This is a genomic window from Labrys miyagiensis (genome assembly GCF_030160835.1).
In the GTDB taxonomy this organism is placed as follows: Bacteria; Pseudomonadota; Alphaproteobacteria; order Rhizobiales; family Labraceae; genus Labrys; species Labrys miyagiensis.
This window is the reverse complement of sequence record NZ_BSPC01000095.1, coordinates 48,966-55,566: the sequence shown is the minus strand read 5'-3', so window position 1 is coordinate 55,566 and position 6,601 is coordinate 48,966. Positions and strand designations below refer to the sequence as shown.

Sequence of the window (6,601 nt, the reverse complement as noted above, 5' to 3'; positions counted from 1 at the left end):
TGCACCACAGCTACCGCCCCGAGGCACTCAACACTTAAGGTGCACCAGTGAGCGGACGGGACGTCCGCGCTCCCAGCGAAGATTCCGTCGCAACGCGGTTTGCACCTCTTCCAAAAACGTGAAAAAAGCACGCGTGATCAACTGCCCCGATGCCTGGAGACTTGAGGAATGACCGACAGCGCCGATCTCGGCCCCCGCGAGGCGATGGAATATGATGTCGTCGTGGTCGGCGCCGGGCCTGCTGGCCTCTCGGCCGCCATCCGCCTCAAGCAGCTCAACCCCGAAACCAGCGTCGTGGTGGTGGAGAAGGGCTCGGAAGTCGGCGCCCATATCCTCTCCGGCGCGGTGATCGACCCCGTCGGCCTCGACAAGCTCCTGCCCGAATGGCGGCAAGCCCCCGACCGCCCGTTGGTGACCGAGGTCACGGAGGACCAGTTCTATTATCTCGGCCCCTCCGGCGCCGTGCCGCTGCCCAATTTCGGCATGCCCAAGCTGATGTCGAACCACGGCAATTTCGTCGGCTCGCTCGGCAATGTCTGCCGCTGGCTGGCTGTTCAGGCCGAGGCGCTGGGCGTCGAGATCTATCCGGGCTTTGCCGCCGCCGAAGTGCTCTATGACGACAAGGGCGCGGTAACGGGCATCGCCACCGGCGACATGGGCATCGGGCGCGACGGCAAGCCGAAATCCGGCTTCACCCGCGGCATGGAGCTGCATGGCAAATACACCCTGTTCGCCGAGGGCGCGCGCGGGAGCCTCACCAAGACACTGATCGCCCGCTTCAAGCTCGACGACAACAGCGAGCCGCAGAAATTCGGCATCGGCATCAAGGAGCTCTGGCAGGTCGACCCCAAGAAACACGTGCCCGGCCGCGTCCAGCACTCCTTCGGCTGGCCGCTCGATTCGAAGACCGGCGGCGGCTCCTTCCTCTACCACCTCGAAAACAACCAGGTGGTGGTCGGCTTCGTCATCCACCTCAACTACACCAATCCATATCTCTCGCCCTTCGACGAGTTCCAGCGCTTCAAGCACCATCCGCTGATCGCGCCGACCTTCGAAGGCGGCAAGCGCATCGCCTACGGCGCGCGCGCCATCACCGAGGGCGGCTACCAGTCGGTGCCCAAGCTCTCCTTCCCGGGCGGCGCGCTGATCGGCTGCTCGGCCGGCTTCGTCAACGTGCCGCGCATCAAGGGCAGCCATAATGCCGTGCTCTCGGGCATGCTGGCGGCCGAGCACCTCTCCCAGGCGCTGGCCGAGGGGCGGGCTCATGACGAACCGCTCTCCTATGAGCAGGCCTGGCGCGGCAGCGAGATCGGCCAGGACCTCTACAAGGTGCGCAACGTCAAACCGCTCTGGTCCAAGCTCGGCACCTTCGCCGGCGTGATCCTCGGCGGCATCGACATGCATTGCAACGAGAAGCTCGGCTTTTCGCTGTTCGGCACCCTGAAGCACGGCAAGCCGGACTATGCCACGCTGAAGCCGATCGCCGAGTCGAAGCCGATCGCCTACCCCAAACCCGACGGCAAGCTCTCCTTCGACAAGCTCTCTTCGGTGTTCCTGTCCTCGACCAATCACGAGGAAGACCAGCCCATCCACCTCATGCTTGAGGATCCGAAGGTCCCGATCGAAAAGAACCTGCCCATCTTTGGCGAGCCAGCGCGGCTCTACTGCCCGGCCGGTGTCTATGAGGTGGTTTACGGGGATGAGGCGGCCAAGAAGGATCCGCGCTTCGTGATCAACGCGCAGAACTGCGTGCACTGCAAGACCTGCGACATCAAGGATCCCGCCCAGAACATCAACTGGGTAACGCCGGAGGGCGGCGGCGGGCCGAACTATCCGAATATGTAGCTGGGAGCGCGGAGTCTTCCCTGGGATCGCAGGGCCTGCCCCTCACTCCCGGACCACGACCGGCGCGCAACTCTCCCCCAGCACCATGGCCGGCTGGAACACCACATTGCGCGGTTCGCTGTCATTGCCCCGGCTGATGCGGTCGATGAGCAGGCGCAGAGCCTGGTTGGTCATGTCGGTGATCGGGTGCTCTGTGCGCGTCAGGCGCGGGCGCAGCCCGCCGATGCCGGGAATGGTGTCGGTCGAAGCGATCGAGATGTCCTCTGGGCATTTGAGGCCGAGATCGGCCACGGCCCGCATGACGCCGAGTGCCATCACGCCATTGGCGACATAGAGCGCGCTGGGACGGTCGGGCCGCTCCAGGATCTCGCGGGCGGCGGAATAGGCGACGTCCTCGCGGAAGGCCCCTGCCCGGATGTGACCGGGCTGCGGAGCGAGGCCGCGCTCCTCCATCGCCTTCAGCATGCCCTCGAGGCGGCCGCGCCCGGTGGACAGATGCATCAGCCCGGTGATCGTGCCGATGCGCTTGTGGCCGAGGTCGAGCAGGTAATTGGTGACCTGCCGTGAGGCCGAGACATTGTCGATCGACACGGTGTCGAACTGGGAACCGTCGATGACGCGCCCGAACAGCACCATCGGCATCGGGTTGCCCTCGAAATCGCGCTCATAGGGCAGCGTCTCCCCCACCGGGACCAGGACGACACCGTCGCAGGACAAGGTGCGGATACGCGCCAGGATGCGCCTTTCATTGTCAGGCTTCTCGTCGGAGTTGAACACCACCAGCGAATAGCCCCAGGCCGCGACCTCGGCCTCGGCGGCGCAGACGATGCGGGAAAAGAAGGGGTTGGCGAGATCGGCGACGACAAGCCCGATCAACTGGCTGCGCCCGCGCTTGAGGTTCCGGGCGGCCAGCATGGGCGTATAGTTGAGCTTGGCGATGGCCGATTGCACCCGCGCCCGCAACTCCGGGCTGACATAGGTACTGTCATTGATGACGGCCGACACGGTCGCGGTCGATACGCCAGCCGCCAGCGCGACGTCTTTGATGGTTGCCACCGAACACCCAACTAATCGTTTCGCTGAAAATGAGCGACACACTGCCGCGTGTCCAGAATAATTACGCCACTATCAGCAGATTTTTCTTGCCTATGAAGCCCTCATCGTCAAATCTAGCGAAACGGTTAGATATCTTTCGCTGGATAAATGCGCAACAGACGCAATCGGCAAGGGAGTGAAGGGATGACTAAGTGGACCATGGGCCTCCTGGTGGCGGGCCTCGCGCTGGCCGCCGGCCAGGCCAGGGCTGACGACAAGCTGCTCGGCATCGTCTCGATCTCGGCGACCGAAGCCAACAATGCCCGCTATATCTTGGGCGCCACCGCCGCGGCGAAGGAAGATGGCTGGACGGTTTCGGTGATCGATGCCGCCGGCAGCGCCGACCAGGCCAATTCGGGGATCCAGAACTTTGCCGAGCGCGGCGCCGGCGCCATCATCGACATGGTCTTCCCCTATTCCTCCATCGGCGCCGGCCTCGCCGCCGCCAAGAGTTCCAACATTCCGGTGGTGACCTGGGGCGGCGGCCTCGGCGGCACGGTTGCGGCCACCAACGGTTCCGGCGCCGAGATCGCCAAGCCGGTGCTCGACCTCATGGCCAAGGACCTCGCCGGCAAGGGCGACCTGCTGGCGCTCACCTACCACACGGGTGAAGTCTGCCGGAACCGCGAGGTGCTGATGGACCAGATCATGGCCAACAGCCCGGGTGTCGCCATCACCAAGAACGAGGTGCGCATCCCCGGCTATTTCGAGGACGGCGCCCAATATGCCAATGCCTGGCTCGCCTCCCATCCCTCGGGCGACAAGCTCGCCATCTGGGGCTGCTGGGACGATCCGGCGATCGGCGCCATCGGCGCGCTGCGCCAGCAGGGCCGCGACGACGTCAAGGTCTATGGCGTCAACGGCAATGCCCAGGCCATCGAGAACATCCAGAACGGCCACATGAGCGCGACCGCCTGGGAGGACAGCTATACGGAAGGCTACCAGATGGTGAAGCTCCTCAAGGACATCAAGGCAGCCGGTGCCGGCTGGACTCCGAAGGCCGCGGAAGTGCCTGCCGTGCTCGTCACCCAGGACACGGTCGCCCAGTTCATCAAGGACCATCCGGACGCCACCGGCAAATAGGCGACAGGCCGCTCTCGATGTCCGTCGATACCATCCTGCCGGCAGGGGAGGCGTCTTCGCCGCCCCCCCTTCTGGCCGCCCGGAACGTCGCCAAGTCCTATGGCGGTGTCCACGCTCTCAGGGACGCGTCCATCGTCCTCAAGGCCGGCGAGGTCCACGGCCTCGTCGGCGCCAATGGCGCGGGCAAGTCGACCCTGATCAAGATCATCGCCGGACTGGTGCAGCCGAACCACGGCCAGATCCTCATCGAGGGCCAGCCGATCACCATCGCCACGCCCCACCGCGCCACGCAGCTCGGCATGAACTTCATCCATCAGGAACTCGCCTTCATCCCCGGCATGACCGTGCTGCAGAACATCATGCTTGGCCTCCCGAAGAAGACACGGCTCGGCATGATCGACTGGCGCGCCATCGCCCGCGATGTCGAGCCGATCGCCAAGCGCGTCGGCATCACCGCGCCGCTCTTCGCCAGCGTCAAGGGCCTGTCCACCGCCGAGAACTGGCTGATCAATATCTGCCGGGCCCTGATCCAGAAGGCGCGCCTCATCGTGATGGACGAGCCAACGGCCTCCCTCTCGGCCAGCGAGGCCGAGAAGCTGTTTGCCATCATCGAGGATCTGTCGAAAACGGGCGTCGCGGTGCTCTATGTCTCCCATCGCCTCGATGAGGTGCTGCGCCTGTGCGCCAGCGTGAGCGTTTTTCGGGACGGGCGCTCGGTGGCTCGCATCGAGAAGCCCGACCTCACTCGCGCCGCCTTGGTCGAAGCCATCGTCGGCGGCCATGTCGAACACCTCGCCAAGACGGGAGAGGCAGCCGCGCGCAACGACGTCATGCTCAAGGTGGATGGCCTGACACGCCTGCCCAGGGTGAAGGGCGTCAGCTTCGAGCTTCACTGCGGCGAAGTGCTCGGCATCGGCGGCCTGGTCGGGGCTGGGCGCAGCGAGCTGGCGCGGCTGATCTTCGGCGCGGACAGGCTGCTGTCCGGCTCCATGACGCTCGACGGCCGGGCCTATGCCCCCGCAAGTCCGCATCACGCGGTGAAGGCAGGCCTCGGCCTGGTGCCGGAGGAGCGCCGGGCGGAAGGCCTGGTGCTGACCAAGAGCGTCGCATTCAATCTGCAGATCTCCAATCTGGCGCGCATCATCCGCAGCCCCGCCTTTCCCCTGATCGACGGCCGCCGCCGCAACGCCCTGTCGCTGCAGACGGTGCGTGACCTCGCCATCAAGACGGCCAGCATCGACACCCCCGTCGGGCGCCTCAGCGGCGGCAACCAGCAGAAGGTGGTGATTGGGTGCTGGCTGTTCAGCCGGCCCCAGGTCCTGATCCTCGACGAGCCGACGCGGGGGGTCGATATCGGCGCGCGCGGAGAGATCCACCGGCTGATCCGCGACCTCGCCGCCAGGGGCATGGCGGTGCTGGTGATCTCGTCGGAGCCGGACGAGTTGCCGGATCTGTGCGATCGTGTGCTGGTCATGGCCGAGGGCCGGATCGTGCGCGAACTGAGGGGTGAGGCCCTGTCGCGCAACACCATCATCGAGGCGAGCTATGCCGAAGCGCCGGCGGCAGGGAGGTCTTGACATGTCTCAGGTCAGCACGGCCGGCCGTGGTTCAGGCACGCGCGGCAAGGAATATCTCGGACTGTTCTCCCGCTACGCCACCATCATCGGGCTGCTGGCCATGATCCTGGCCTTCTCGGTGCTGTCGCCGCGGGCCTTTCCGACCGTCAATAACTTCACCAATGTCTTGAACCAGGCCTCGCTGACGATGATCATCGCCGCCGGCCTGACGCTCGCCGTCATCGTCGGCGAACTCGACCTCTCCATCGGCTTTGCGGCCAGCCTTCACGGTATCCTGGTCACCGGCCTCATCGTCAGCAACAAGCTCCCGATCCCGGTGGCTGTTATCATCGTCCTCGCCATCGGAGCGCTGATCGGCTGGATCAACGGCCTGATCGTCACCAAGATCAGGGTGAATTCAGTGATCGCCACGCTGGGCGTCGGCACCATCCTCACCGGCCTCGCCTTCGCCTATTCGGCCGGCGTGCCGATCGTCGCCGGCGTACCCGAGGCCTTTCTGCAGATCTCGCTGGGCCGTTGGTTGTTCGGCATTCCCAACAATATCATCATCATGGCGGTGGTGCTGGGCGGCCTCTGGCTGCTGGTGGAACGCACCTCGCTCGGCCAGGAGATCCAGGCTGTCGGCGGCAATCCGGCAGCGGCGCGCCTGGCCGGCATCAATGTCGATCGCATCAAGATCCTCGGCTTCATCGTCTCGGGTGTCTGCTCGGCGCTGACGGGCATCCTGCTCGCCTCGCGCCTCGGCAGCGGCACGACGAGCGCGGCGGACAGCTATCTGATGACCGCCTTTGCCGCCGTCTTCCTGGGCTCGGCGACCCTGCGCGACGGCGAGTTCCACGTTCTCGGCACGCTGGTCGGAGCGCTGATCATCGCCTTCGGCTTCAACGGCCTCAACATCTTCGGCGCCCCCACCTATTCGCAATATGTGCTGCAGGGCGCCATCCTCATCATCGCCGTCGGGCTCTCGAGCCTGGGGCGCTTCATCGCCGAAAACTAGGGAT

Annotated in this window: 5 protein-coding genes; 4 read left to right on the top strand and 1 reads right to left on the bottom strand. The window is 65.3% G+C overall.

Annotation, left to right across the window (positions count from 1 at the left end; translation table 11 throughout):
• The first annotated feature begins 168 nt into the window (after positions 1-168).
• Positions 169-1,845 (top strand): electron transfer flavoprotein-ubiquinone oxidoreductase, encoded by a 1,677-nt coding sequence (locus QQL24_RS35195; protein WP_284316989.1) that lies wholly within the window; start codon positions 169-171, stop codon positions 1,843-1,845.
• A gap of 42 nt (positions 1,846-1,887) precedes the next feature.
• Here QQL24_RS35195 and QQL24_RS35190 read toward each other — a convergent pair whose 3' ends face one another.
• Positions 1,888-2,901 (bottom strand): LacI family DNA-binding transcriptional regulator, encoded by a 1,014-nt coding sequence (locus QQL24_RS35190; RefSeq protein ID WP_284316988.1) that lies wholly within the window; start codon positions 2,899-2,901, stop codon positions 1,888-1,890.
• A 183-nt stretch (positions 2,902-3,084) separates the two neighbouring features.
• Here QQL24_RS35190 and QQL24_RS35185 point away from each other — a divergent pair, with 183 nt between their 5' ends.
• The 3 genes from QQL24_RS35185 to QQL24_RS35175 are packed head-to-tail and all read left to right on the top strand — an operon-like array spanning position 3,085 to position 6,597.
• A complete protein-coding gene (locus QQL24_RS35185; RefSeq protein WP_284316987.1) occupies positions 3,085-4,023 on the top strand; it encodes a sugar ABC transporter substrate-binding protein in 939 nt (312 codons plus the stop codon).
• A 17-nt stretch (positions 4,024-4,040) separates the two neighbouring features.
• Entirely contained in the window at positions 4,041-5,600 is a 1,560-nt protein-coding gene (locus QQL24_RS35180; protein WP_284316986.1) for a sugar ABC transporter ATP-binding protein, read from the top strand.
• A 1-nt stretch (position 5,601) separates the two neighbouring features.
• On the top strand, positions 5,602-6,597 hold the full coding sequence (locus QQL24_RS35175; RefSeq protein ID WP_284316985.1) for an ABC transporter permease: 996 nt from the start codon (positions 5,602-5,604) through the stop codon (positions 6,595-6,597).
• Positions 6,598-6,601: the final 4 nt, after the last annotated feature.

Bases quoted from the DNA above. Each gene is read 5' to 3' on its own strand.
- QQL24_RS35195 (WP_284316989.1), top strand. From the start codon at position 169: ATGACCGACAGCGCCGATCTCGGCCCCCGCGAGGCGATGGAATATGAT.
- QQL24_RS35185 (WP_284316987.1), top strand. From the start codon at position 3,085: ATGACTAAGTGGACCATGGGCCTCCTGGTGGCGGGCCTCGCGCTGGCC.
- QQL24_RS35180 (WP_284316986.1), top strand. From the start codon at position 4,041: ATGTCCGTCGATACCATCCTGCCGGCAGGGGAGGCGTCTTCGCCGCCC.
- QQL24_RS35175 (WP_284316985.1), top strand. From the start codon at position 5,602: ATGTCTCAGGTCAGCACGGCCGGCCGTGGTTCAGGCACGCGCGGCAAG.